Genomic DNA, 24,881 nt, shown 5'->3' with positions numbered 1-24,881 from the left:
ACCACCTGTACAGAACAACTTAGTCTGTACGTCACAGAGTGTAATGTAACGGTACCTATGTCAAAATTCACATATAAGAATACATTGATTACCCGGGAAGAAATTGATAGACTTAGCAATCGGGTGATAGCAAATTCAGAATATGAGCCTATTAGAGTTACCGCTCCAATGGCGATGGACACTATTGGAGAGATTCCAAAGTGTACACCTGAAGATGTAGAGACTGCAGTTCAGCAAGTTCGGAATGCGCAACAGGAATGGGAATCATACTCCGTGGAAGATCGAGCAACGGTCCTCCGCCGATTCGCTGATCTTCTTGAAGACAATCGTCACAAGTTACTTGATCTGGTGCAGCTTGAGACCGGAAAATCTCGTATTCACGCTGCAGAAGAATTTGCAGATATCACACAATCATGCGAATACTACGCAGCTCGGGGACCTAAGTTGCTTGCCGATTCATCGCGAACGCCGATGGCTCCAGGCTTGTCAACAGCGACCGTTACCTATTCCCCATACGGAGTAGTCGGGGTGATTTCACCATGGAATTACCCGTTGATACTTTCGATAATCGATGCAATTCCAGCACTGCTGGCAGGAAATGGAATTCTATTGAAACCAGATGAAAAGACGCCATACTCAGCATTAAAGCTGGCAGAACTATTAGAACGGGCCGGAGTCCCGTCCGGATTGTGTATGGTAGTAACCGGACCTGGGGCGGAAATCGGATCAGCTGTGATTGACAAATCAGATTATCTTGTATTTACGGGAGGAACGGAGACTGGGAAAATTGTTGCGGAGCAGGCTGGTCGGCAGTTAACAGATTCATTACTTGAGCTTGGTGGAAAAAATCCATTTGTTGTGCTTGAAGACGCAGACATCAAAAAGACTGCAAGAGGGGCAGTTGCTGCTGCATTCTCAAATGCTGGGCAATTATGTCTCAGTGCAGAGCGATTTTATGTAGTAGAGTCACGCTTTGATGAGTTTGTTGATGAGTTTGTGAAACAAACGGAAAAGCTCACACTCGGGACAGGATACGATTATTCATATGACATTGGATCCCTGATTGGCCCCAGTCAGCTAACTCGGGTAGAGGATCATGTTGAAGATGCTCGGTCACACGGAGCAACTGTCCTTACAGGAGGAAAGCACCGGGATGATATCGGGCCGTTCATATATGAACCAACAATCCTCACGTCTGTTGATGAGAGTGCTGAGCTAATGAGCGAAGAAACATTTGGACCAGTAGTGTTTGTCGAGTCAGTAAGTGGAGAATCAGAGGCAATTGAGGCAGCTAACGAGTCAAAATATGGACTAATTGGAAGTGTTTGGACAACAGATACAGATCGTGGAGCAGAGGTAGCAAGGCAAATCGACTGTGGAACGGTCTGTATCAATGATGGGTACATCGTTGGCTGGGCCGCCACAGATGCACCGATGGGTGGATTTGGAGAGTCTGGCATGGGCTATCGACATGGTAAAGAAGGTCTCTACCAGTATACGCAGGCAAAAACAATTGCCAAATCAAACATTGGACCATTTGCCAAGCCCTCATGGGTCCCAAATGCAGTATACGGCGAAGGGCTTGGTATTGCGTCAAGATTGCGGCGAAAAATCTATTCGATTTTTCCGTAATTGACCTAAGAGATCAACTGGACGTTACCAGACTCATACTCCATGTGTTTGTAATAGCAACTGTATTGCGTTTTGACGATGTATATAGTGTATATGGATCTCCGCGATCGCCCGCGGCGGCTTCGAAAAGATGGAATTCGTCAGATGGTGCAGGAAACAACGTTGTCGGTAGATGATCTTATTGCACCAGTGTTTGTTGATGCAACATCGGATTCAAGAACATCGATTTCATCAATGCCGGGACATTCACGAGTACCAGTTAGTGAGGTTGTTGATCGAGTTAATGAGATTCTTGAAACAGGAATAGAAGCGATCATTTTGTTCGGGATTCCAGAGGAGAAAGATAGTCAGGGATCCCGTGCGTGGGATGAAAGTGGGGTTGTGCAGCGGGCAACGCGGGTTATAGATGAGCAGACGGACGCATACATCATCACGGATGTCTGCTTATGTGAATATACTACACATGGCCACTGTGGCGTGGTAAACTCAGATACTGATACAGAGATGACAGTTAAAAATGATCAAACTCTTGAACATTTGGGTGATATCGCAGTTTCCCACGCCGAAGCAGGAGCAGACATGGTTGCTCCGAGTGGCATGATGGACGGTATGGTGAAGGCAATTCGAGACAGGCTTGATACATCAGGTTATACGGATATACCAATCATGAGCTATGCAGCAAAGTATCACAGCAATTTCTACGGTCCATTCCGCGACGCAGCGGACGGAGCGCCAGCATTTGGCAACAGACGACATTACCAGATGGACCCAGCAAATCGGCAAGAAGCTATCAAGGAGGTAGAAGCTGATATCAAGCAAGGGGCAGACATTCTGATGGTCAAGCCAGCGTTGCCTTATTTAGATATTATTCGAGAGGTAAGAGAGAAAACAACCCATCCAGTCGCTGCATACAATGTTTCTGGCGAATATGCGATGTTGCACGCAGCAGCTGAAAAAGGGTGGCTCGATCTTGAAGCAGTAGCATATGAATCGCTATTGTCAATTAAGCGAGCAGGTGCAGATTTGATTTTGACGTATTTTGCAGAAGACATCGCAACAGAAATCTCAAATTCAGGACAACAGTAGCCAGTAAATATATTTCTTGCGTGAAGCACATACAACTATGGAGGATAGGTCAGAAAAGGACCAGCCTGATGTTGATGAAGTTCTCGACGAGTTAACCGATCTTCGTGACTCTGTTGAAGACGACCGTCAGCGTGAGCAAGTGGATAAGACTATTTCGTTAGTCACACAGTTGCCGAGAAGAGAAAGGATTCGTCGTCGGATTGGTAAGTATACAACACGAGACGCTGCTGAAACATTTGTGGGGGGAATAATATTTTCTCTCCCACTGCTCGTCGAAGACGGAGTGTTTGATATCGCTGAGCATTTCACAACAACTCAAGTGCTAAATGTCCCGGTATTTCTCATTGCAAATGTTTTATTTATCGTCCTCGTGACAGTTGGATTAGTATATTGGGCTGACTTCCGACGGGTTGATGTATCAAAGCCAATTCTTGGATTTATTCCCCGCCGATTGTTTGGGATATTATGTATATCGTTCATGGTCGCAACGGGCATGACACTCCTTTGGGGGAGAGCATTTGATGGAGATCCAACTAATATAGAGGTGATTGGGCGAATTACGATTATCTGGGCTGCTGCTGCCTTTGGCGGAGCAATCGGCGATATACTGCCAGGGGAAAGTCAAGGAAAAGATCTGGCACCGGAGAATTTCTAGTGATAGATATTTAAGAATTTTATTTAATTTTCAATATATAGGAGACAAAAAAACCGAAACAACTCGAAACTATTTAGTAACGAGCAGTAATATATAGGCACAAGATGCCGCAAAATGGCCATTATCCGGACTGCCACGCCGATAGCTACTTCTTCGGCCGACAGCGGCGACCGCGGCGGGCCGATTTCTAGGCCCAAATTAACTATAATCTTCCCGGTTTGCTGTACTGTTTCCCTGTGTTGTCTGTCGGTTAGCTGCTTTTATGTCAAAATCTTTTGTAATTAATATGGAAGGATTTATACTCTACGGCCGATGCTACACAATCAAGGATGTCACGCGTAGCATTAGCATTTTCAGGTGGTCTTGATACGACTGTCTGCGTACCACTGTTAGAGGAAGAATATGGATATGATGAAGTTATTGGAGTTACCGTTGACGTTGGTCAACCTGAGTCGGAATTTGAAGAAGCCGCTGAAACAGCTGAAGCATTGGATCTAGAGCACCATGTTGTAGACGCTAAAGACGAGTTTGCAGATCTATGTGCAGCGGCTGTTAAATCAAATGCAACATATCAAGGGTATCCACTTGGTACTGCTCTAGCCCGTCCTGTAATCGCAGAGGCGATCATGGATGTAGCCAAAGAGCGTAACTGTGATGGACTTGCACACGGTTGCACGGGCAAAGGAAATGATCAGCTCCGGTTTGAAGCAGTCTGGCGTGGATCGGACATGGAAGTCATTGCACCCGTCCGTGAACTTGGTTTAACGCGAGAATGGGAGATAGAGTATGCTGCAGAACGTGATCTTCCAGTAGAAGCAGGAGATGGGGGTGTTCTTTCAATTGACCAGAATCTTTGGTCACGTGCCATTGAAGGTGGAGATTTGGAACACCCAGATTACGTTCCGACAGAGGATATTTACGAGTGGACAGATGAGCCAAGTGGAGAAAAGGCTCTTATTGAGGTATCATTCGAAGATGGTGTCCCCGTTTCAGCTACAATTGACGATCAAGATACTTCTATCGAGGATGATAGTCTTGTTGAGCTCATCGAATCACTAAACGAAATTGCTGGACAGTACGGTGTTGGTCGCACGGACGTTATGGAAGACCGAATGCTCGGTCTAAAAGTTCGTGAGAACTACGAACATCCAGCAGCAACCGTATTGCTAACTGCACATCAAGCACTTGAAGACCTCGTTCTGACAAAAGAAGAGCGTTCATTTAAACGGTCAATTGAGCAGGAATGGGCAGAAAAAGCATATGAAGGAATTGTGTTTGCTCCAGTTGTTGACGCACTGGAGGCCTTCATCGATGAAACACAAGATGTTGTAACAGGAACAGCAACGGTTCGAGTTGGTGGAGGTAGCTGTAGAGCAGTCGCTCGAGATAGTGAGTATTCGGTATACTCAGAAGAGATGGCATCATTCAATACCGAAGATATTGATGGTATCGCACAAGAGGATGCCACTGGTGTCGCCAAATACCACGGATTCCAAGAACGATTTGCAAATTCTGTGAAAGGCAGCTCAGAAGGAATTACGGACTGGGAATAATATGACAGAAGAGGACTCCTTTACAAACGACGAAACGGGGGACGTTGTACGAAGAGAGCGATTTAGCAGCGGTCCTGCTCGGGAGTTCCTCTCATCACTCGATGCAGACGAGCGGATCTTTACAGCAGATATCGCTGTGGATCGTGCGCACGTAATTATGTTAGCGGAGCAGGAGATATTAGAAGTTGATACCGCTGGGGAAATTCTTTCTGCCCTCACTGATATTGAAACAGCAGGACATCAAAACCTTCCTGCAGGTGAAGATGTTCATGCTGCAATTGAAACAGCCGTAATCAACCGCGTTGGAGATGAAGGAGGGAGAATGCACACTGCTAGATCGCGAAACGATGAAGTCGCTACCTGTATTCGGTATCGACTCCGCGAGGATTTGCTGGCTGTGCTTCAATCGTTACTTGACGCACGGGAGGTGCTATTATCCGAAGCCGCTGAGCACGTGGAAACAATTATGCCAGGTTACACACATCTTCAGCCAGCACAGCCAGTTACGGTCGGCTTCTGGCTTGCTTCATATGAAAACGCGTTAGCTCGTGATACAGAGAGAATATTGGATGCGTACGATCGAGTAAATCAATCACCACTCGGAGCCGCTGCATTTGCTGGCACGACGTTTGATATCGATAGAGGCCGAACTGCGGAGCTGCTTGGATTTGAGGGAGTGATTGAAAATGCGATGGACGCATCGACGACTCGGGACATGCTCGTTGAGTCGGTAAATTCGGTTGCGACGCTTGGATTAACATGCTCTAGCGTTGCTGAAGATGGGATTATCTTCTCTAATCGTGGATTCATTGAGCTGAACGATGATTATGCATCGACATCATCGATTATGCCGCAGAAGAAGAATCCCGATACGCTTGAGCTTGTTCGAGCTGCCGCAGGTGAGGTAATCGGGTGTTACACAGGGTTAGCAACGACTCTCAAAGGATTGCCTCGTGCTTACAACCGGGACCTGCAGCGGGCAACCACGTATATGTGGGACGCAGTAGACGCCGCGCAGGACGCAGTTGATGTTACGGCTGGAGCAATTAGTACGGCAACGTGGAATACATCAAAATTACAGTCAGCTGCTGGTGAAGGATTTTCAACCGCAACCGGTGTTGCAGACCTACTTGCACAGAATGGTATTCCATTCCGGATTGCACATGAAATTGTTGCAACCGCTGCGGAACCGGTTGAAGAAGCAGATGAAACAGAAACAGCAGTTGAGTTGCTTGATGAGGCAGGAGAGGAAGTATTTGGAGAGGCCGTAACAAATCGTGTGGAGATACAGCAGCTGCTCAAGGCACTTGATCCAACAGCAAATGTAGCTGCTCGAGACTCACGAGGAGGGCCAGCACCGGAAGAGCTGACACGAGCAATAGCCGATGCAAAGAACCGACTTGATGAGGATCGCAATGCACTCGATAATCGTAAAACAGCCGTCAAGAAGGCATCTAAACAGCTCACAGCAGAGGTGGACAACTATGTATAAACAGATGATGTCTCAACCGAAGCCACCGCGACGACCGCGTCCCCATGTGGGGACATATTAATATCAAATATATTATATGGATTTAAGATACTGGTTTTGAAGGGCTTGATTACGCCGATAGCGGCATCTTTGGTCGTTGATTCTTTCTGATACTTTCGATAGTTTTAAGGGTGGTGGGAAATGATGTGTAGATACCATGGCTGAATGCGTAGAATGCGGGACTGATGTGTCCCTTCACGAATATCTGGAGGTCGGAGAGATCGTTGACTGTACTACCTGCGGTGCAGAACTCGAAGTCGTTGAGACGGAGCCTCCGGTCCTCGAGAAGGCACCAGAGCTGGAAGAGGACTGGGGTGAGTAACGGTGAAGGTCGGAATACTCTACTCCCGGATTCGCAAAGACGAAAAGCTCTTACTACAAGAGCTCCGCGACCGGGGGCATGATGTGGTTAAGATTGATGTTCGTGATGAGCGGTTTTCGATTCGCGAACCGCCAGAGGCGTTTGAAGATACAGACTTAATTCTAGATCGTTGCTTAGCGACAAGTCGATCTCTGTACGTAACACAGTTTTGTGAAGCATACGGAATTCCGGTAGTTAACAGTCCGTATACTGCAGAAGTTTGTGCCGATAAAGTGAAAAACAGCCTTGCACTCGAGCGGGAGGGTGTCCCGACACCAAACACAGAGGTTGCATTCACGAAAGATGCTGCACTCGAGATTATCGAAGACTTCGGATATCCGTGTGTGCTTAAGCCAGTGATCGGCTCTTGGGGCCGGTTGATGGCTAAAATTGATTCACGATCTGCAGCCGAAGCAATTCTTGAGCACAAAGCAACGCTTGGACATTATGAGCACAAAGTATTCTACGTACAGGAGTTCATCGACAAACCAGGACGTGATATTCGCGTGCTTGCTGCTGATGGTGAACCAATTGCAGGGATGGTCCGATCGTCCGATCACTGGTTGACAAACGCGGCACAAGGTGCCGAGACAAGAGAATTCTCGCTTGATAAGCGGGCTAGAGAGTTGGTTCAGAAGGCCAGTAATGCAGTTGGAGGAGGACTGCTTGGAGTTGACCTCATGGAGACTGACGGCAAAGGTTACACCGTACACGAAGTTAATCACACAGTCGAATTTAAGGCACTGAATGACACAGTCGATATAGATGTGCCGGCAGAGGTTGTCAATTGGCTCGAAAGCTTAGTAACAGAAGACGGAGAAATCGAAGTTAAACTATGAGCGAGACAATAACAGCTGGTGTTATTGGAGGTTCTGGGTTCACTGGAGGAGAACTATTGCGAATAATTGATTCACATCCGGTTTTGACCCTCGACCAAGCAACGAGTCGCTCGTATACCGGAAAGTCCATCGGATATGTACATCCAAACCTCCGTCATCGTGATGATCGCTTTATTGACCCGGATGATCTCTCGTCTGTAGATATATTGTTTACTGCAACACCACACGGAGTGTCAATGAAGCACATAGACGAGTATGTGGATGTTGCAGACACAGTGGTTGATTTGTCAGCTGACTTCCGTCTTTCAACAGAAGAACAATACAACGAGTGGTATGATGGCCACAGTGCGCCGGATCGACTTGATCAAGCGGTCTATGCCTTACCGGAAATTAATCGGGAGAATCTTCCACAGGCAGATTTAATTGCTGCTGGAGGTTGTAACGCAACAGCCACAATTATCGGGCTCTATCCACTCGTCAAATCAGACGTCATCACAGGCAGCGAGCAGATTGTCGTTGATGTCAAGGTTGGGTCGTCTGAAGGAGGTGCTGCGGAGAGTCAAGCGTCAAATCACGCAGAGCGCTCGGGAATAGTTCGCCCGTACGCACCAACAGGACATCGTCACGAAGCCGAAATCGAAGAGTATCTTGGAGTATCAGTCTCGTTTACAGCACATGCAGTTGATATGATTCGAGGTGCGTCGGCGACAGCACATATCTTTCCGGAACAGCCAGTGACGAACAGCGATCTATGGCGTGCATATCGTGACGTGTACGAAGATGAGCCATTCGTTCGCATGGCATCGGGAGGAGGCGGAGTCTATCGATACCCAGAGCCAAAGGTGGTAGCTGGATCAAATTATGCAGAGGTTGGATTTGAAGTTGATCCAGGGAACAAGCGTTTAGTCGTGTTTAGTGCGATTGATAACATGATGAAAGGGTCAGCGGGACAAGCAGTGCACGCTGCTAATATTGCGTTGGGGCTTGATGAAACAGCTGGGCTTGAATCAACTGGTTTTCATCCAATTGGGGCTCCATAGTATAGAGGTGATTTTAATGACAGTTGTACTCAAAATTGGCGGCGCACGCGCGGTTGATCCTGCGGGTGCTATCGGAGATGTTGCATCGCTTGTAGAAGACGGTGAAGAAGTGATTGTTGTTCATGGTGGATCCACAGCAGTTGATGATACACTTGAACAACTTGGGGAAGAGCCGACATATGTGGAGACACCAAGTGGGGTAGTTGGCAGGTTTACCGATGAAAAGACAATTGACGTCTTTAAAATGGTTCTTCCTGGTCGGTTAAATACTGATATTGTAGCCGCTTTGCAAAATAACGACGTTGATGCAGTTGGATTATCTGGTGTCGACGGAAAGGTGCTTAGCGGACCACGAAAGTCTGCTGTTCGAGTTGTTGAGGATGGAAAGCGAAAAATTAAACGAGGAGATCACTCCGGAATTATCAAGTCGGTAAATGATGATCTACTTACGACGCTTTTATCGGGAGGTTACACACCAGTTGTAACAGTTCCAATGTTGGGCAAAGACGATGATAGGTGGCTGCCTGTTAACGCGGATGCAGATCGGGCTGCAGCGGCTATTGCTGGGGCTGTAGATGGAGATCTTGTGCTTCTAACAGACGTCCCAGGAGTGCTTGAGGACCCAGACGATCCAGAGACGATTATTGAGCAGGCCAACACTCCTGAAGAGTTGGAGAAGATCGAATCGGCTGCTGAAGGATTCATGAAGCGAAAGATTATGGCAGCAAAAGAATCGATCGAGAGTGGTGCATCGCGGGTTATAATTGGAGATGCGAACACAGAGATGCCGGTACAGTCAGCATTGGACGGTGCTGGAACACATATCAAAAACACTGCGGTACCAGATCAAACGGAGGGATCTAAGGAATGAGCGGATTTGTCTACTCAGAGAAACCAATTCGTATCGAACGTGGAGAAGGACCGTATCTATATACCGAAGACGGAACAGAGTATCTTGATGTTGGAGCGAGCTATGCCTGTACACCAGTAGGACACTGTCACCCAGATGTGGTGGATGCTGTAACAGAAGAAGCAAAGGATTTGTTTTATGTACAGGCGTCATATCCGGTTGATTCCCGGGACAAACTGTATAATCGACTAGCAGCAATCGCTCCTGGGAGTATCGATAATGTCTGGCTTTGTAATTCTGGTACGGAAGCAAATGAAGCGGCACTAAAATTCGCTCGTGCTGCAACAGGACGAGAGAAAATTATTGCCACAAAACGAGGATTTCATGGTCGTACTATGGGTGCGTTGGCGACTACTTGGAAGAAGAAATACAAGCACTATTATGAGCCGCTCATGGACGGAGTAGAGTTTGTCGATTATGGAGATGTTGAACAATTAGAAGAAGCTGTCGACGAGGATACTGCAGCGATGATTGTTGAGCCAGTGCAGGGAGAAGGAGGGATCTATCCTGCTTCAGCAGAATACGTCAAAGCCGCTCGAGAAATAACCGAAGAAGCAGGAGCGGCACTAATTGCAGATGAAATTCAGACAGGGCTCGGTAGAACTGGAAAGATGTGGGCTTGTGAGCACGCAGGCATCGTTCCTGATATTCTAACGTCGGCTAAAGGGATTGCCAGCGGCCTGCCGATGGGGGCGACGCTTGTACAAGACTGGGTCGCCGAAAACCATGGAAATCATGGATCAACATTCTCAGGAGGACCTGTGATCAGTGCAGCAGCAGCAGCAACACTCGATGTGATTGTTGAAGAAGACTTGCCAAGCCACGCCGCTGAAATTGGTGAATATCTTGCAGAAGAGTTAGGCGCGAAGATTGAAGCGGATGAAATTGATGCACGGAGAGTACGGGGCAAGGGACTGATGCTCGGTATCGAGGTGAAACGTGGGTCAAATCGTCTTGTTAAGAACCTCGCACTCAAAGAGCAAGTGTTAGCACTCCCTGCTGGTCGGACTGTTCTTCGGCTACTGCCGCCTCTCACGATTGACAAAGGGCACGCAGACCAGCTTTTAAAATCGATTGACTCAGTCATGGGAGGCGCAGATCAATGACAGCAGTCTCAGAAACAACCGCAAGAGAACTCTTAATCGATCTTGTTGAGATACCATCACCAAGTGGTGAAGAAGAAAAAGCTGCGGAAAGACTAGTCGAGTTCTTCAAAAACCACGATCGAGAGGCGTGGATAGATGAAGTCGGAAATGTTCGTGCACCAGCAGATGATTCAGTCCTGTTAACCTCACATATTGATACAGTACCAGGAGATATTCCAGTTCATGTAGAGTCAGCAGAAAACGACAAAATACTATGGGGTCGAGGAAGTGTTGACGCAACGGGGCCTCTCGCTGCAATGGCAGCAGCAGCGGTTAATACAGGAGTCTCATTTGCTGGAGTAATACAGGAGGAGACAGACTCACTAGGTGCTAGACATTTAGCAGAGAATCGAGATGAACCTGGCGCAGTGATCAATGGTGAGCCAAGTGGATGGGACGGAATCACCCTTGGTTATCGGGGCATACTCTTTGGTACATATGTTGCCACCAGTGAGTCAGGGCATACATCACGACCAGAGCCGAATGCAATTGAGCAAGCTATGTCGTGGTGGGACGGAGTAGAGTCGGTTGTCGCCGAATTTGGTGGGGATGAATATGATCCAGTGTTTGAACAAGTGACAACCAAGCCAATATCAATTGATGGAGGCACAAGTGCTGATGGATTATCTGTTGAAGTGACTATGGATGTCCAACTTCGCATACCACCACAAACAGACGCAGACTCACTTCGAGAATTGGCAGACGGAGAACTTAACACAGGTACGGTTAACTGGGGTAAGCCAATTCCATCGGTAATGGAAAGCCCACGAACGCCAGTTGCCAGAGCACTACGAGCTGCAATTCGAAATGTTGGAGGAGATCCGCGTTTGCTCCGTAAGACCGGAACAAGTGATATGAACCTCTATGCTGATACATGGGACTGTCCAATGGCAACATACGGGCCTGGGGATTCGGACTTAGATCATACACCAGATGAGCATCTTTCACTCTCAGAGTATGATCGATCAGTTGCAGTCCTTGAAAAAACAGCAAGTCGTCTCACCAGAGGTGAAACAGCATGACAGTTCGTCATCTACTCGATATTGATGATCTTACGGCTACCGAGATAACAGATGTTTTAGACATTGCCTCAGACTACAAAGCAGAGCTCAAGGACGGAACACGACATACAGACCTTGAACAACATACACTTGGAATGCTTTTCCAGAAACCATCGACGCGAACACGTGTATCATTTGAAACGGGGATGACACAGCTCGGTGGGCATGCAGTGTTTCTCGGGGAAGACGATATTCAGCTTGGCCGGGGAGAGCCACTTAAAGATACATCAAGGGCTCTCTCTCGGTATGTTGACTTTTTGATGGCACGTGTATTCAAACACGCTAACGTCGAAGAATTAGCTCGGTATGCGGATGTACCAGTGATTAATGGATTGACCGACGACGCTCACCCATGCCAAACGTTGTCAGACTTACTGACAATAAAAGAAGTATGTGGATCATTTGACGATGTGACAGCAGCATGGGTTGGAGATGGAAATAATGTAGCTCAATCATTTGCACTTGGGTGTGCACTTACTGGAATCGACTTAACACTTGCAACCCCTGACGGATACCAAGTGGACGAAGATGTGATAGACCGCACTGAAAAGATTGGATCAGCACCAGTACAGACAACTGATCCGCAGTCCGCCGTTCAGGACGCTGATGTTGTGTATACAGACGTGTGGACTAGCATGGGGCACGAAGACGAGCGGGATGTCAGAATGCGAGACTTTAGTGGATTTCAGGTTGATGAGGACCTTCTTTCACTGACGGAAGATGCATTTGTCATGCACTGTCTGCCTGCTAATCGAGGAGAAGAAATCACTGAAACAGTTATTGAGTCAGATCAAGCAGTTGTATGGCAACAAGCAGAAAATAGACTACATGCACAGAAGGGACTGCTTCTCTGGCTTAATAGTCAATAACAGCTACCAGCAGAGCTGCAAAAACTAGCTCAGATTATTGAAGAAATTGCATTAATCCATACATATCTGTGAACTCATTCAAGGACAAGCCGCATTCTGCGTGCGTTCTCTGTGGAAGCATAACACCTTTCGGGAAGCTACAAGTAGCTATCGTACGAAGAAACTGGAACATGCCATCAGCCGACGATATCTTAGATCGGACCGGATTCAATCCGGACGAAAGTATCCTAACTCGAAGGCAGGCGGTTGTTCTTGCCCTGCGAAATGAGGGTCTTGCACAGGCCTCAATTGCCGACCGTCTCGGAACATCCAGAGCTAATGTATCAAGTATCGAAAATAGCGCCCGCGAGAATATTCAGAAAGCACGGGAGACAATTGCATTTGCAGAAGCATTAGAAGCACCAGTGCAGGTAACGATTGAATCAGGAACCGATCTATACGATGTTCCTGATCAGGTGTATTCTGCATGTGATGAGGAGGGTGTCAAGGTAACGCGTTCAGCACCAGAATTTATGAAGCTCATTAGTGACGCTGCGGGCGACGCCGTCACTGGACGCGAAGTTGTTACTGATATTCTAGTTGGAGTGACAAGTGACGGAGAAGTTCGAGTTCGTCGAGGATGATTCTTTGACCGATGAGTTAGAAGCGCTGTCTGGTAACATCATTAGTTGCGGTACTTCCATGTGCATGCAAGGGTTGACATAAGACATGGACCAATATTCAGTAAGAGAGCTAATCTCTATTTTTAAAGATACGACATATAGAGCTAATTTGTTACAAATCCCATTTCTGGCCGCAGCCGTTGCGTACTATGCGTTATTTTCTGTCGTCCCGATCCTTGCGATTGTCGTAGTTGTGGGGGTAATGATTGGTGGCGAACCATTTGTGATGCAGATGCTTGATCAAACAACGGGGATTCTTACACCAGAAACACAAGAGGTGCTGGCAGATGCGCTTGTTGGAGGTGTCGGCCGTGTAGGAGCAACAGCACTGGGATCAGTAGCACTAGTTTGGAGTGCGTTTCGAGTATTTCGTGCAATTGACCAAGCATTTTCCAGAATTCATCGGGCAGTTGGGGAAAAGCCATTTATTTCCGGGCTCAAAGACGGAATCTCGGTTATCGCTGTGATCATTGTTGGAGTAGTTGTCGTTGCCGCAGTCCACGTTCTTCTTCAGTATTTTCCATTAGGACCGCTCGCTGGATTAGCAAGTATGATACTCCTATTTTTAGCATTGATCGTCGTGTTGCTACCAATGTACTATATTTATCCACAGCGAGATACGACAATCCGAGGTGTTCTTCCAGGGGCAACTATTGCGGCATTAGGCTGGGTGCTTCTGAGTTCATTGTATAATATATACGTGACCATCGCTGGTGATGTAACACTATATGGGCCAATCGGTGGGGTGTTACTGTTGCTGGCACTGTTTTATGCAGCTTCACTTGTCATAATGTATGGAGCAGTTCTTAATGTCGTCATCGCGGACCGGCAGCTACAACAATCAGGGACATGAGAGTATAAAGCAAGTGGCATGACATCTGATGCTGATGAGTCTGAGTCTTCCTCGACAGTGTCCGAATCTAGCAACACAGTAAATTCAGTTGACGAATCTACTACCCAGTCCGATTCTAGTGCCGATCAGGAAAGTGTTGACGAGGTGCGAAAAGAACTCAAAGAACTAGAAGATCGGATTGACAGTCGCACACTTCACCGAGATGAGATAGAGCAATCATTAAAGAGATATGTTCGAAAGCAACAACGACGAGGACATGCTAGAGGTTGGGGTCCTTATCTGGTATTTTTGTACGGGACCGCAATGACAGTTGGAGCGTTTTACTTTCTCTCTGGTGGATGGGCAATTCTTGCAATGCTAGTGATCTGGCTTTCAACACTCGGTCTATATGTATTTATGGTAGTTGTTGGAATCGGACTATCTCTTCTTGAAACACCCGGGAAGCTCATCGACTGGATTGGTAGCCGGAAAGATTAAACTTACAGGCCTTCCGTGTATCGTGCATGAAGATGCTCAAGCATGTCTATCCAAATCGGCATCGAATGTCGGAAGACGACTATGCCGAAATAGATGCCCCAAATACGGAGCATCTAAACGGGCCGAATGGAATTGCGATCAATATTGCAGAAATTCGGACCCAACAAGATCTACTAGATGCAAAAGATGTACTGTACGGTGGGGATATTCTGGTCGTTTATCTTGAAGGGGAGAAAAGCGCACTTTCATCATCACATATCATGGACGAGCTTCGAAATACTGTTGAGGAAGTTGGTGGGGACATTGTACAAAAAGGCGAAGACCAGCTCATCGTTACGCCACAAACCGTGCAAATTAACCGAAATAAGATTGGAGGAGAGTAGGCCACTCGAAGCTTTTATTGAAAGTGTCTGTGCAAACTTGACCTCCTTCCACCCGTGAAGGGATGAGTTTTCGCCTCGCAATTTCTATAAGATACCAGCAGAATGGTCAGGATGGGATAGCCAAATTACAGCGGTAGCAAGGCGAACACCCACTGGCTTTAGCTGTGGGATGAAGCCGACGGAATATGCCACGAATCACGTGACATAGGCTCGTTGTAATCCCAACAGTTATTCTATGCGAGATACTGCGAAATGGTAGACATGCGGCATGCTGCTGCGGGGAACGTGCTCATGCTCAAGATGGCCACGAGTGCGTCTCAACTCTTACACTCACACACCTTCGCAGCCCAACCAGCAGCGGTTGGCATGTCACCCAAGCGCTCCCCACGTGTGGCTGCAATGGGGAGCCCGCTGCTCACGGTGCTGGACGCCCGTGAGTGTCACTCCGTCATTGGAGGGCAACACCGAGCGGATATACAGATTCAACACGCCACGCCCCTCACTTGAGGGTCGAAGGTGCGTCAGCGAACCCGCACGTTCACAGCCGGGGTAATCGATCTGGTTGGATTACCCACGGAGGTATCTCACGGCTGAAGCCGTGAGAGGAGGTCAAACCGTGAAATAACTGATCAGACGACTTTTACTCGCTGAGTATTAACACTGGGCTATGGGCACGGGCGACGGTACAGGTCAGTTGACGAACCCTGAGTATCACAATGTCAATCACACGGCAGTACAGCCATGTGGCTGGACAAAAAACGCACTGAATAACGAAGGAACGTGCTATAAAAGCAAATTCTATGGTATTCACTCGCACCGTTGTATTCAGATGACACCTGTCGTCCGATGTAATGAACGATGTGTGTTTTGCTGGCGTGAGCATTCTGGTCACGCATACGAGCTTGATGGTGTCGAATGGGATGATCCCGAAGCAGTTGTTGATGCCTCGATTGAGTTACAAAAAAAGCTTCTCTCAGGGTTTGGAGGAAACGATGCTGTTGATGAAGCAACGTTTGAGGAGGCGATGGATCCAAAGCACGTGGCGATTTCACTTGATGGGGAACCAACACTGTACCCGTACCTGCCAGAGTTAATTCAGGAGTATCACGAGCGGGGGATAACGACGTTCCTTGTATCGAATGGAACGCGACCTGAGATAATCAAACGTTGTGACCCGACACAACTTTATTTATCAGTAGATGCTCCAACCAGAGAGGTCTATAATGATGTGGTAAAGCCAATGGACGACAATGCTTGGGACACTCTGATGGAATCACTTGATATAATGGGCAGGACAGACTCCCGAACAACAATTCGGACGACGCTTGTGGGGGGACACAACGACAAGAACTTTGACGAATATGCTGAACTGTATCGACGAGCTGATCCTGACTTTGTTGAATTGAAGGCATATATGCACGTAGGACACTCCCGCGATCGGCTTGACCGGTCAACGATGCCGGACCACGACGATGTGATTGAATTTGCGCAAGAAATGCAAAAACGTCTTCCAGAGTATGGTGTGCTCAAAGATTCACCACCATCTCGTGTTGTAATGATTTCAAAGGAGAAAAATACTCATTATAGTTTTGAAGAGGGGTGACCTCCTCCCCGTCGTGAAGACGGGGCTTCCCGAACCGCACCGCAAGCGTTGGGATATTTGCCGGTCTACGGTCGCACCTGTTCTTGTGGGGCTACTCTCCCCGTTTGCTTGTCGAACAGGCGAACCGATGGCTGGGCCAGACAGCCGTTACTCCTATCCTGTGCAGGACTCGGAGTTACCGTCGCTCGCATATTCTCAGCCGCATTACAGTCACTATTCGCCACCAACCCACACTCATCGCAGACGTACAACCCACGCTCAACACGGTTTGACTCGGCTTTCGTGCCACACTCACACCAGGTTATCGACGTGGCTAACTCGTACTCATCGACCCGCTCCACGTCGATACCGTGTTCTTCGGCTTTGTACTCGATGTGACTGAGAAGTGTCTCAAACGCCCAGTCGTGGAGGCATTTGTTCCCGTGCCGCCCCCAATCTTCATCCTCGCGGATATTCTTCGGATGGCCGACTGCTATCGTGCCAACATCGCGGTCAGCACATTGTTCAACGATGTCTTTTGACACTGTGTGCAGGAAATGCTCTTGTCGCCGGGATTTTTTCTGTCGAGTCCACTCTGCATGGCTACTGGGGCCGTTCTCACCTTCCGTGTCGTATTCAACTTGGCGGAAGTAGTGTGCGTCTTCTTTCAGCGTGTTGCCGGGATACAGCAGTGTTTCGTCACCGACAGAGACAGCCGCCGTGTTGCAGATGCCGAGATCAACACCTGCCGTCTTCTCACCAGAGGAGTCAGCGGCGTCAATGCTGACTTTACAGACGAAGTGCAGTTCCCAGCAGTCGCCGTTCCAGACGATGCGGACCTGTTGTACGTCTTCTACGTCGGTCAGGTCTTCGTCTGGGCCGGTGTCGTACTCGCAGAGAACGAAGTCGGCCCACCCGTCTTTGAGGTTCTTGCCTTTGGAGAGGCGGACCTGCTGGTGTTTTGTATCGAGTTTGAAGCCGTCTTCTTTGAACGTGACAGTTGAACGTGGTCGCTCATCGCCGTCTTTGCGGTAGCCCGGTGGATTCGCGTCTGGGTCATCTTGCTCGAACCATGACTGGAAAGCGCCAGACAATTCTTCAACAATTGCCTGACTTGACTGCGAGTTCAAATCTTTCCAGCACCGTTGATTTTTCATGTAGGATTTGAGCGGTCCTTCGTCCGTGATTTCTCCGGTATGGTCCCAGATACGACCGATGGTCCACCGGGCAACGTTCCAGATTTTACTCCCAGAACGACCGAGTGAATCCAGGTCACGGACAACACCCTCACGGTCGTTGGTGAGTGCCGCCGTAATGGTGCGTGTTGTGACCAGATTCACCATACACAGTCTATGTTAGTACAGTGACTTAATAGCTGGAACTCGGTGTGGAATATCCGGCCAGCAGAACCAGTATCGGTATTCCACCGGGGTTGACGCGATTCACCTATGGAAACGCTGCTACCTACACAAACCACCGTTTTCGATAAAATAGTTACGCCGTCTCGGAGGCTGCTGCTCTCCCAGTCGATATGCGGTCCCAATCGTGATGCGGTGCGGTCGCTGTCTGGCGATAGCAGTCGCTCACGAAGGGCCTCGACCAGCCACTGAGGGCCGCCCGACCGGCGGCCCTCAGATCCCTCGTCTACGCGCTTACACCAGGTGGGTCGTACACTTCGCCTCGGTCAAGCATGTGGTACATCGACACCAGCATCTTTCGAGCTGTTGCCACGATTGCTTTCTGTGAGTTCTTCCGACTAGCTAACCGCTCGTAGAACCGACTCAGATACTCGTCGTTACAGGTGTGGACAGCAGTATGAGCGGCCTGAACGAGCAGCCACCGGACTCTCCCTGAACCACGTTTCGAGAGTTCACCTTCGATCCGCGAGTCGCCGGACTCGCGGATCACCGGGTTCAACCCGACGTAGCTGATGACTTCTTTGTCACCGTCAAACCGATCAATCTCGCCTAATTCAGCGTAGATCGTCAACGCCGTATAGTAACTCACACCAGGAATCGTCATCACCACCCGGCTCTCCTCCAGAGACCCACGCGTTCTTCGATTGTCTCTTCGAGATTCTGTATCTCATCAGTGAGCGTCTCAATCACTTCGAGGTATGACTCCAACACCGATTTCCATGGCGTCGGGAGCGAGAGTTCCCGCAGGAACTCTCGTCCCTCTTGGGTCAACGGCTTCACATCTTCGCTGATGCCGTGATCAGAGAGGAGGCCGTGAACCTTGTTGGCATACTCTGTCCTGTGTTCGACTAACGACTGTCGCCCGCGCACGAGGGGGCGGGGTTTCCTTATTTCGTCGGTCGGAACATAACTCTCAGGCACGGAGTTCAACCGAACCATCCGCGCGAGTTCTTTGGCGTCAACACGATCAGTTTTCTTATCAGTATCAGCGATCTGGTTCAGTTCCTTCGGGTGAGCAACAGTCACATCCAAATGCTCCGACAGCGTATCGTGGATGTGGTAGTAATTGCTGGTCGCCTCTATCGCGGCTTGTGCGCCAGCGTACCGCTGTGCAAGGTCATCGAGGTTCGCGTTCTCGACGCGAACCTCTTCGACGATTTCTCCAGACTCATCCATTACTGCCACCTGTGCGTACCGTTTGTGGACGTCGATTCCGAGGTACATGGTTTGTTCACCTGGGACGCCAGTGCGTGAAGCAGAGATTCACCTATTCGGGCTTTCCCGGATGCCGCGCCGCGCGGCATCCGGGCTGTAACGCCCATGACTCGGCTTCTTTCGCACACGGACCAGTCACTCCCACGTGCTCTGAGGCACGGAATCGCGTTCGGTCTCTTGCGCCCCACATCTTGTTTCACGCTCTCGGGGAGTAGCAGCGTTTCCATCGAGTCACTCCCGCCCTGTTCGGTCCTCGGTTCCGACAGGTCGGAACACTCGTCGCTCACGAGAAGGGCGGGATTCTCTCGCTGTATGAAGATAGAATCCGATTAGGTGTTCGAGGTTCCGTATGTTTGCTCTAAGTACTCAACAATATCGTCGCTTTCCGGCATTCCCTCAATTCCGTTTGATTTATCAACCAAGACAGGTACGCCAGTTTGACCGCTGATTTCTTTGACAGTATCACGATCAGCATGGTCCCGAGGGACTTTCCGTGACTCATAATCGAGCCCCAGCTCGGACAACTTACTACGCACTTTCTGGCAGTACGGACAGGCGGACAACTCGTAAAGAATCAGGTTATGATCTGACATACATACAGTTAGTACTCAATTAGTATGAATTCGATGGTGATTACGGAAAATCGGGAAGAAATCCTCGCGCCTCAGTCTCAGGAAGACCTCAAGGGGGTCAGTGGAAGAGCAAAATAGTCGTCATTGATTCCAACAGCCCACTTGTGGTGACGTAGTAATAGATAATAAACAGGAATGCAAGGATCCATTGGCCAGGCCGGGTTTCATCTATTTGACCCATTGCTGTTTTAATAATCGGGTATGCAATGATACCAGCAGCAATACCGTCTGCAATAGATGTCGTCATTGGCATGACAAGGATGGTTAGACCACCAGAAATAGCCCAAGCTGGGTCCTGCCAGTCGATATCGACAACACCCTGGAGCATAATTACACCAACAACAACTAACGCAAGGTAGGAAGCATATGCCGGGATTGCCGAAATAAGCGGTACAGCAAGCAGCGATAAGAGGAAGAACCCACTTACAGCGAGAGCGGTGAATCCTGTTCGACCACCTTCTTCAAGACCGGTTGAAGATTCGATAAATGTTGTAATTGTTGATGTACCTAAGATTGAACCAGCAGTTGTTCCGACAGCATCCGCCATCAGCGGCTTTTCCATTTCTGGGAGATTACCATCTGAATCAAGGAATCCACCAATCTGTGAAACACCGATTAGCGTACCAGCAGTGTCGAAAAAGTCAACGAAGAAGAAGGTAAATACAACTAACGCAAATACTACGGGATCAATATCTTGTAATCCTTCATAGAAGGCGCCAAATAAAGGAGAAAAGTCATATTCCGCCCCCAGTAGACCAGTAAGACCATCTGACTCAATAGCGTCTTGCTGAGCCTCCGGTGCAAGCCGAGAGCTAACACCAGAGAGGGCAAGCGCCCAACCAGCCAAAGCAGTTGTTAAAATTCCGATGACGATTGATCCACGGATGTCTCTGGCCCATAAAATGAAGGTAAGGAAGAGTCCGACCACTGCGACAATAGCAACTGGATCGCTAGCAATATTACCCATTTGAACAAGGGTTCCATCTGGATACGAGACAACAACATTCATTTCCTGCAACCCAAGGAAGAGTAAGAATGCACCGATACCAGCTCCAACACCACGCTTGACTGGTTCTGGGAATAATTCAATGAGGTATCGGCGTGCCCCAACAGCAGTAAGCAGAATAAAAATAATACCTTCCACAAACACGGCAGCCAATGCTGTCTGCCATGGAATTCCAAGACCAACCACAACGGTATAGGTGAAAAAGGCATTAAGTCCCATCCCCGGAGCCAAGCCAAATGGCCGCTTAGCGTAGAAAGCCATTACAACCGTCGCAATAACTGAAGCGAGGATGGTGACGACGGCGAGCATCTCAACAATTTGTGTGCGTGAATACGCATCAGCCATCGCCTCGTCTGCCAAAATTGCATCAGCTAAGATTTGTGGATTAACTGCGATGATGTACGACATCGCAAGAAACGTAGTCAGACCTGCGATAAGTTCGGTACGGTAAGTCGTTTCATACTCCTCGAAATCGAAGTACTCTGCCACTCGCTCCGATATTGACATCTATACTGACTATCAATGATGTCCTGCGTTTAATTACTGTTCATTTGTCCCGAAATATGTGAGAGTCAAGAACATACATATGGACATGAGATATTTGTCATCAAAAAATCAAACTAATTGTATGACACATGTGTTTAGAGATCAGTTGCGAAGAAGTGTTTGATGTGAGGGGCAAAACCGTCGGAAATAGTGCATATGTTATTGTTTCTAACCGCGGATATGACGCGAAACTAGTGCAATATGGTTTGACTCTGAGGATTAATGCGACAAATGACTTGCAATGGCCTAAACATACCAGTCCACGAGATCCAATCTATGGGTTCACTAACCGATTAGGTTAAGTGATTATCAAAGTTGTCAAGGCACGCCGTTTAGCAGCAACGTTAACACTCGAAGAGTGACGCATTTTTCCAAGCCGGCGTCACTGTCAGCACGCTTTTTACTGCTGAATGGTCACTACTAAACATGAATGGAATTCTTGATCACGTAATGGTCCGGGTTAATGACCTAGAGGAATCTCTCGACTGGTACCAGACGCACCTGGATTATGAAGAAAAAGACCGATATGAAGGAGACGGCTTCACAATTGTTTACCTTGGCCCAGAAAACATGCATGAGGATGGCGCGATGCTTGAGTTAACACACAACGAAGGTGAGACGACAGAGATGGGTGATGCATGGGGTCATATTGCGGTTCGTGTTCCGGAAGGAGAACTAGAAGCAGCATATCAACAACTCATGGAGGAGGGCGTTGAAGATTACCGAGACCCAGAATCCTGTGGTGGCCGATACGCATTTATTCGGGATCCGGACGGACACGAAATTGAGTTGGTTCAACGCGATCAAGGAGAGATGTGGAGTATTGACCACACAATGATCCGGGTTGAGGATGCTGATCAAGCGATTGGATACTGGACACGAAAATTTGAGTATGAAGAAACCGGACGTTGGGAAGCCGATACCTTTGCCAACTACTTCCTAGAGCCGGAAGGTGCACCGGCTGAGGCAATGTCTCTGGAGTTGACGTATAATTATGACGGAAGGACCTATGACTTTGGCAATGCATGGGGGCACCTTTGCGTTAGAATTGATGAGCTTGCATCCGACTGGGACCTACTGATGAAACGAGAGGCTCCAGAATATCGGCCACCGGAAGACTGCGATAATCTCTATGCGTTTACCAAGGATCCAAGCGGCCATGAAATAGAGCTGCTCAAGCGAGATCCAGAAGCTGAGTCACTGTTCCCATTCTGATGAACGGGACAAGCTAGTATGCAGGCAACATTGTCTGAATATGTTACAGTGTAGTAGAGATTGAAACTCTCCCAAGCTTCATTCTATCGTCAAGAAAATCCGTAAATGAGGTAATGAAAAACACACAGATGCATCCACAGCTACAGGCGTATCTGGATGCGGTAGGGATACAAGAAAAATGAAGACAGTTACTGAATTGTATGTGTCGTCAGGATTGAGGAGGTATCTTCACCTTCCCAAACGAGCCGAACACGATCGCCCTCTAATTCCTCATCAACATCATCAGCAATCGTCACGATTACTGAATCGCCTGCACCAAGGGAATCAGTGCTGGCAGCAGCAACATCACCGTCAACCGAAACACCGGCTCTTTCCGAGTCATTGTCTGGGAATGCAACAGCTAGACTGGTTGCATCGATCGACCGGTCAGTAGTCTCTAGGCTGAAGTTGACATCCTCCCCGCGCTGAAGCGCGAGGATTCCCACGTTGGGATATTACGGTTTACGGGACAACCTGTTCTTGTGGGCGTACTCTGCCCGTGGATTTGTCGAACAGGCGTACCGATGGCTGTGCCAAGCAGCCGTTACTCCTATCCTCTTCAGGATTCGGAGTTACCGTCGCTCGCATATTCTCTGCCGCGTTCAAGTCGCTATTTGCCACCAGTTCGCAGTTCTCACAGACGTACAGGCCACGCTCAACCCGGTTTGAATCGGCTTTCGTGCCACACTCACAGCACGTTATCGACGTGGCCAACTCGTACTCATCTACTCGCTCAACCTCGATGCCACGCTCTTGAGCTTTGTACTCGATGTGGCTGAGCAGTGCTTCAAATGCCCAGTCGTGCAGGCGTTTATTCCCGTGTCTCCCCCAGTCTCCATCGTCACGGATGTTCTTCGGGTGGCCGACTGCTATCTTTCCAACACCTCGGTCAGCACATTGCTCAACAATATCTCTCGACACTGCGTGCAGGAAATGCTCTTGTCGCCGGGATTTCTTCTGTCTCGCCCAGTCTGCGTGCTCGCTCGGGCCATTCTCACCTTCTGTCTCGTATTCCTGTTGTCGGAAGTAGTGAGCATCTTCTTTCAGGGCATTCCCCGGATACAACAGTGTCTCGTCACCGACAGAGACAGCCGCCGTGTTACAGATGCCAAGGTCAACGCCTGCTGTCTCTTCACCGGGAGCATCGGCTGTCTCAATCCGCATCTTGCAGACAAAGTGGAGTTCCCACGTCTCACCAGTCCAGACAGCACGCACCGTCTGGACACTCTCAATAGCGTCGAGCGTCTTGTCGGCTGTCTGGAGCGTGTACTCACAGAGGATGTAGTCGGCGGCGTAGCGCGACTCTTTCATGTTCGTGCCTTTCGAGAGACGCACACGGTTGTACTCCGTATCGAGTTTGAAGCCCTGATTTTTCCATGTCACTGTCGAGCGCGGGTGGTCGTCGCCGTGTTTGCGGTAGCCCGGTGCGTTCGCATCTGGGTCGTCCTGTTCGTACCATGAGACGAACGCCTCACCGAGTTCTTGAAGAACTCGCTGACTAGATTGGCTGTGTAGGTCTGCATAGCGTTCGTGCGTTTTGAGGTATGAACAGAGTTCATCGGCATCAGGTATGTGGCCGATAGCGTCCCAGACACGCGAAATTGTCCATCGCCCGACGTTCCACAATTTCGACGCGGCAAAGCCATGCGAATCGAGGTCGTCACTGACTTGCGAGTGGTTACTGATACTCGCTTTGAGTGTCCGAGTGACCACCTGATTCGACATATGTAAGCATAGTATTTTCACTTACATAATTCTTCGGTATCTTGACCTAGAATATCCAGTCGGAGCTACGAGCGTGGTTTGACTCCGAGTTGTCGGCTTCATCCCCGCCGTGAACGGCGAGGCTTTCGCCTCGAAGCTTCCGTAAAGCGCATATATACACCGCGAAATAAACCTGACAGAGCATCTGAATAGACAAATAAACAATAATCGATTGGTTACGTAACCAATACGGAATTATTTTGAAGTTAACTGCCGAACGTCTGCCGTTCTGACGGAACAAGCTGAGGTGTCGACAATTAATTCTGAGATGGATCACACGACAGATCCTGATCGATATATTAAGGCAAGTATTGCGCCATCACAATACCTTAATCATCTTTCATAGCAATATTCTAGGAAACATAGTGGAAGATCATGATAGAAAGAAAACTCACAGAGCCAGATAA

The 24,881-nt window shown here is 48.5% G+C and carries 23 protein-coding genes and 1 pseudogene; 18 read left to right on the top strand and 6 right to left on the bottom strand.

Features of this window, described 5'->3' with window-relative positions; translation table 11 throughout:
* Positions 1-57 precede the first annotated feature (57 nt).
* From K0C01_RS05825 to twy1, 17 genes are all read left to right on the top strand, one after another.
* Positions 58-1,632 (top strand): succinic semialdehyde dehydrogenase, encoded by a 1,575-nt coding sequence (locus K0C01_RS05825; protein ID WP_221171077.1) that lies wholly within the window; start codon positions 58-60, stop codon positions 1,630-1,632.
* A gap of 93 nt (positions 1,633-1,725) precedes the next feature.
* Positions 1,726-2,718, top strand: a complete 993-nt coding sequence (gene hemB / locus K0C01_RS05820) for a porphobilinogen synthase (protein WP_221171076.1) — start codon at positions 1,726-1,728, stop codon at positions 2,716-2,718.
* Between the two features lie 37 nt (positions 2,719-2,755).
* Positions 2,756-3,373: a DUF2391 domain-containing protein gene (locus tag K0C01_RS05815; RefSeq protein WP_221171075.1), complete on the top strand. Its 618-nt coding sequence runs from the start codon at positions 2,756-2,758 to the stop codon at positions 3,371-3,373.
* Between the two features lie 329 nt (positions 3,374-3,702).
* Entirely contained in the window at positions 3,703-4,926 is a 1,224-nt protein-coding gene (locus K0C01_RS05810) for an argininosuccinate synthase (RefSeq protein WP_221171074.1), read from the top strand.
* A gap of 1 nt (position 4,927) precedes the next feature.
* Positions 4,928-6,418 (top strand): argininosuccinate lyase, encoded by a 1,491-nt coding sequence (argH, locus tag K0C01_RS05805; RefSeq protein ID WP_221171073.1) that lies wholly within the window; start codon positions 4,928-4,930, stop codon positions 6,416-6,418.
* A 196-nt stretch (positions 6,419-6,614) separates the two neighbouring features.
* Positions 6,615-6,779, top strand: coding sequence for a lysine biosynthesis protein LysW (gene lysW, locus K0C01_RS05800; RefSeq protein WP_221171072.1), 165 nt, complete (start codon positions 6,615-6,617; stop codon positions 6,777-6,779).
* Positions 6,780-6,781: 2 nt separating this feature from the next.
* Positions 6,782-7,657, top strand: a complete 876-nt coding sequence (gene lysX, locus K0C01_RS05795) for a lysine biosynthesis protein LysX (RefSeq protein WP_221171071.1) — start codon at positions 6,782-6,784, stop codon at positions 7,655-7,657.
* Positions 7,654-8,697: an N-acetyl-gamma-glutamyl-phosphate reductase gene (argC, locus tag K0C01_RS05790; protein ID WP_221171070.1), complete on the top strand. Its 1,044-nt coding sequence runs from the start codon at positions 7,654-7,656 to the stop codon at positions 8,695-8,697. Before lysX ends, argC begins: the two co-directional genes overlap by 4 nt.
* Before the next feature lie 16 nt (positions 8,698-8,713).
* Positions 8,714-9,568 carry an acetylglutamate/acetylaminoadipate kinase gene (locus tag K0C01_RS05785; RefSeq protein ID WP_221171069.1) on the top strand — a complete coding sequence of 285 codons (855 nt, stop codon included), beginning with the start codon at positions 8,714-8,716 and terminating at the stop codon, positions 9,566-9,568.
* Positions 9,565-10,713, top strand: a complete 1,149-nt coding sequence (locus tag K0C01_RS05780) for an aspartate aminotransferase family protein (RefSeq protein WP_221171068.1) — start codon at positions 9,565-9,567, stop codon at positions 10,711-10,713. The genes K0C01_RS05785 and K0C01_RS05780 overlap by 4 nt, the downstream gene beginning before the upstream one ends.
* A complete protein-coding gene (locus tag K0C01_RS05775) occupies positions 10,710-11,774 on the top strand; it encodes a [LysW]-lysine hydrolase (RefSeq protein WP_221171067.1) in 1,065 nt (354 codons plus the stop codon). Before K0C01_RS05780 ends, K0C01_RS05775 begins: the two co-directional genes overlap by 4 nt.
* On the top strand, positions 11,771-12,682 hold the full coding sequence (argF, locus tag K0C01_RS05770; RefSeq protein ID WP_221171066.1) for an ornithine carbamoyltransferase: 912 nt from the start codon (positions 11,771-11,773) through the stop codon (positions 12,680-12,682). Before K0C01_RS05775 ends, argF begins: the two co-directional genes overlap by 4 nt.
* Positions 12,683-12,852: 170 nt before the next feature.
* Positions 12,853-13,305: a Tfx family DNA-binding protein gene (locus K0C01_RS05765; RefSeq protein ID WP_221171065.1), complete on the top strand. Its 453-nt coding sequence runs from the start codon at positions 12,853-12,855 to the stop codon at positions 13,303-13,305.
* A gap of 85 nt (positions 13,306-13,390) precedes the next feature.
* Positions 13,391-14,197 (top strand): YihY/virulence factor BrkB family protein, encoded by an 807-nt coding sequence (locus tag K0C01_RS05760; protein WP_221171064.1) that lies wholly within the window; start codon positions 13,391-13,393, stop codon positions 14,195-14,197.
* 18 nt (positions 14,198-14,215) lie between these two features.
* Positions 14,216-14,674, top strand: coding sequence for a hypothetical protein (locus tag K0C01_RS05755; protein WP_221171063.1), 459 nt, complete (start codon positions 14,216-14,218; stop codon positions 14,672-14,674).
* 26 nt (positions 14,675-14,700) lie between these two features.
* Complete coding sequence (gene sepF, locus K0C01_RS05750; RefSeq protein ID WP_221171062.1) at positions 14,701-15,057, top strand: cell division protein SepF; 357 nt, start codon at positions 14,701-14,703, stop codon at positions 15,055-15,057.
* A gap of 667 nt (positions 15,058-15,724) precedes the next feature.
* Positions 15,725-16,660 carry a 4-demethylwyosine synthase TYW1 gene (twy1, locus tag K0C01_RS05745; protein ID WP_221171061.1) on the top strand — a complete coding sequence of 312 codons (936 nt, stop codon included), beginning with the start codon at positions 15,725-15,727 and terminating at the stop codon, positions 16,658-16,660.
* A 65-nt stretch (positions 16,661-16,725) separates the two neighbouring features.
* Here the strand turns inward: twy1 and K0C01_RS05740 are convergent, their stop codons facing one another.
* The 4 genes and pseudogenes from K0C01_RS05740 to K0C01_RS05725 form a co-directional block, all read right to left on the bottom strand.
* Positions 16,726-17,982 (bottom strand): RNA-guided endonuclease InsQ/TnpB family protein, encoded by a 1,257-nt coding sequence (locus K0C01_RS05740; protein WP_221171060.1) that lies wholly within the window; start codon positions 17,980-17,982, stop codon positions 16,726-16,728.
* A gap of 301 nt (positions 17,983-18,283) precedes the next feature.
* Positions 18,284-19,281, bottom strand: a pseudogene (locus K0C01_RS05735) (IS110 family transposase).
* A 320-nt stretch (positions 19,282-19,601) separates the two neighbouring features.
* The gene (locus K0C01_RS05730; protein ID WP_221171059.1) at positions 19,602-19,865 is read right to left on the bottom strand and encodes a glutathione S-transferase N-terminal domain-containing protein; all 264 of its coding nucleotides are present in this window, start codon (positions 19,863-19,865) and stop codon (positions 19,602-19,604) included.
* Between the two features lie 97 nt (positions 19,866-19,962).
* On the bottom strand, positions 19,963-21,417 hold the full coding sequence (locus K0C01_RS05725; RefSeq protein ID WP_221171058.1) for an NCS2 family permease: 1,455 nt from the start codon (positions 21,415-21,417) through the stop codon (positions 19,963-19,965).
* Between the two features lie 465 nt (positions 21,418-21,882).
* Between K0C01_RS05725 and K0C01_RS05720 the strand changes: the two genes are divergently transcribed.
* The gene (locus tag K0C01_RS05720) at positions 21,883-22,671 is read left to right on the top strand and encodes a VOC family protein (RefSeq protein WP_221171057.1); all 789 of its coding nucleotides are present in this window, start codon (positions 21,883-21,885) and stop codon (positions 22,669-22,671) included.
* A gap of 188 nt (positions 22,672-22,859) precedes the next feature.
* Here the strand turns inward: K0C01_RS05720 and K0C01_RS05715 are convergent, their stop codons facing one another.
* Together K0C01_RS05715 and K0C01_RS05710 are read right to left on the bottom strand one after the other, a co-directional pair.
* A complete protein-coding gene (locus tag K0C01_RS05715) occupies positions 22,860-23,156 on the bottom strand; it encodes a hypothetical protein (RefSeq protein ID WP_221171056.1) in 297 nt (98 codons plus the stop codon).
* A 16-nt stretch (positions 23,157-23,172) separates the two neighbouring features.
* The gene (locus tag K0C01_RS05710) at positions 23,173-24,435 is read right to left on the bottom strand and encodes an RNA-guided endonuclease InsQ/TnpB family protein (protein WP_221171055.1); all 1,263 of its coding nucleotides are present in this window, start codon (positions 24,433-24,435) and stop codon (positions 23,173-23,175) included.
* Positions 24,436-24,881 lie beyond the last annotated feature (446 nt).

The sequence above is a fragment of the Salinarchaeum sp. IM2453 genome (genome assembly GCF_019693215.1).
Classification (GTDB): Archaea; Halobacteriota; Halobacteria; order Halobacteriales; family Salinarchaeaceae; genus IM2453.
The sequence above is the reverse complement of the archived record's forward strand: the minus strand, read 5'-3'. Positions and strand labels throughout refer to the sequence as shown.

What these genes read in the sequence shown, in the direction of transcription:
- K0C01_RS05825 (WP_221171077.1), top strand. Translation starts at nt 58, where the DNA reads ATGTCAAAATTCACATATAAGAATACATTGATTACCCGGGAAGAAATT.
- hemB (WP_221171076.1), top strand. Translation starts at nt 1,726, where the DNA reads ATGGATCTCCGCGATCGCCCGCGGCGGCTTCGAAAAGATGGAATTCGT.
- K0C01_RS05815 (WP_221171075.1), top strand. Translation starts at nt 2,756, where the DNA reads ATGGAGGATAGGTCAGAAAAGGACCAGCCTGATGTTGATGAAGTTCTC.
- K0C01_RS05810 (WP_221171074.1), top strand. Translation starts at nt 3,703, where the DNA reads ATGTCACGCGTAGCATTAGCATTTTCAGGTGGTCTTGATACGACTGTC.
- argH (WP_221171073.1), top strand. Translation starts at nt 4,928, where the DNA reads ATGACAGAAGAGGACTCCTTTACAAACGACGAAACGGGGGACGTTGTA.
- lysW (WP_221171072.1), top strand. Translation starts at nt 6,615, where the DNA reads ATGGCTGAATGCGTAGAATGCGGGACTGATGTGTCCCTTCACGAATAT.
- argC (WP_221171070.1), top strand. Translation starts at nt 7,654, where the DNA reads ATGAGCGAGACAATAACAGCTGGTGTTATTGGAGGTTCTGGGTTCACT.
- K0C01_RS05785 (WP_221171069.1), top strand. Translation starts at nt 8,714, where the DNA reads ATGACAGTTGTACTCAAAATTGGCGGCGCACGCGCGGTTGATCCTGCG.
- K0C01_RS05780 (WP_221171068.1), top strand. Translation starts at nt 9,565, where the DNA reads ATGAGCGGATTTGTCTACTCAGAGAAACCAATTCGTATCGAACGTGGA.
- K0C01_RS05775 (WP_221171067.1), top strand. Translation starts at nt 10,710, where the DNA reads ATGACAGCAGTCTCAGAAACAACCGCAAGAGAACTCTTAATCGATCTT.
- argF (WP_221171066.1), top strand. Translation starts at nt 11,771, where the DNA reads ATGACAGTTCGTCATCTACTCGATATTGATGATCTTACGGCTACCGAG.
- K0C01_RS05765 (WP_221171065.1), top strand. Translation starts at nt 12,853, where the DNA reads ATGCCATCAGCCGACGATATCTTAGATCGGACCGGATTCAATCCGGAC.
- K0C01_RS05760 (WP_221171064.1), top strand. Translation starts at nt 13,391, where the DNA reads ATGGACCAATATTCAGTAAGAGAGCTAATCTCTATTTTTAAAGATACG.
- K0C01_RS05755 (WP_221171063.1), top strand. Translation starts at nt 14,216, where the DNA reads ATGACATCTGATGCTGATGAGTCTGAGTCTTCCTCGACAGTGTCCGAA.
- sepF (WP_221171062.1), top strand. Translation starts at nt 14,701, where the DNA reads ATGAAGATGCTCAAGCATGTCTATCCAAATCGGCATCGAATGTCGGAA.
- twy1 (WP_221171061.1), top strand. Translation starts at nt 15,725, where the DNA reads ATGGGCACGGGCGACGGTACAGGTCAGTTGACGAACCCTGAGTATCAC.
- K0C01_RS05740 (WP_221171060.1), bottom strand. Translation starts at nt 17,982, where the DNA reads ATGGTGAATCTGGTCACAACACGCACCATTACGGCGGCACTCACCAAC.
- K0C01_RS05730 (WP_221171059.1), bottom strand. Translation starts at nt 19,865, where the DNA reads ATGTCAGATCATAACCTGATTCTTTACGAGTTGTCCGCCTGTCCGTAC.
- K0C01_RS05725 (WP_221171058.1), bottom strand. Translation starts at nt 21,417, where the DNA reads ATGTCAATATCGGAGCGAGTGGCAGAGTACTTCGATTTCGAGGAGTAT.
- K0C01_RS05720 (WP_221171057.1), top strand. Translation starts at nt 21,883, where the DNA reads ATGAATGGAATTCTTGATCACGTAATGGTCCGGGTTAATGACCTAGAG.
- K0C01_RS05710 (WP_221171055.1), bottom strand. Translation starts at nt 24,435, where the DNA reads ATGTCGAATCAGGTGGTCACTCGGACACTCAAAGCGAGTATCAGTAAC.